The 995-nt window shown below is 43.9% G+C and carries 2 protein-coding genes; both read left to right on the forward strand.

Annotated features, from left to right (window positions below; all coding sequences use genetic code 11):
- Positions 1–263 (forward strand): rhodanese-like domain-containing protein (locus tag A3761_RS15865; protein ID WP_082870268.1); only part of this gene is annotated, 263 nt, incomplete at its 5' end.
- A 199-nt stretch (positions 264–462) separates the two neighbouring features.
- Positions 463–995 (forward strand): HTH-type transcriptional repressor FabR (gene fabR, locus A3761_RS15870; protein ID WP_068750479.1); only part of this gene is annotated, 533 nt, incomplete at its 3' end.

Below are 995 nucleotides of genomic sequence, written 5' to 3' on the forward strand. Positions count from 1 at the left end.
ACCCTGTCTGGATCGACGTGAGAAGTAAAATTGAACACACTTTCGACCATATAGATGGTGACCTACGTGCCACCCACAACGAAATCGTTCCTATAGTTAGCCGGCAGTATCCCGACAAAAACACTGAGATTGTTGTTTATTGCGCCAGGGGTGTGCGCGCGGAAAAAGCGAAGAATGCTTTGATTGCAGCCGGGTATAGCAGAGTTACAAATGCAGGTGGCATTGACGATGTGCGGCAGAAACGCAATATTTCAACAGATTAAATTCACCATGCACTACCCGCAAGGTATTAAATAACTTATCCAAGAATAAAATGAGCGCAGGTTAATCTAGCTGATACTTAGGCCGCACTGGCGATAGCTAATTATCGTTAATTATGAGTGGATTACGCCCACAAGACTAATTGTTAGTGCTATCATTATCGAATACGCTAAATTATTAATTGTTCTGAGAAAAGTAGCTGTGACAAAACGTTCTGAGCAGAAACAAAAAACACGAAGAGCTTTATTAGATAGTGCTCTAGATTTATTGAGTCCCGAGCGCGTCTATTCCGGGCTCAGTCTGCGTGAGGTAACACGTGGGGCGGGTATTGCACCAACCTCCTTCTATCGACACTTCGATGACATGAACGACCTTGGTTTAGCCTTGGTCGAAGAGGCAGGTTTAGCATTACGCCAACTTCTTAGAAAGGCTCGCTCCAGAATTCAAGAACAAGGCACTGCAATTGATATTTCTGTCGATACCTTTATTGAATACCTTATGAGCAACACAAACCACTTTCGTTTGTTGTTACGGGAGCATACTGGTAACTCTCAAGAGTTTAGATCTGCGATTAATTTGGAAATTCGACACGTTGTTACTGAGCTTGAAGAATATCTTAAAGTGCGCGCGATAGAAGGAACAAACAAAGCCGCCTTGGATTATCAGACGCGCAACGCTTTAGCGGAAGCTATGGTAACGATTGTTTTTCAGATGGGCGGCAACTGCCTGGACGC

The sequence above is a fragment of the Oleiphilus sp. HI0123 genome (assembly GCF_001635315.1).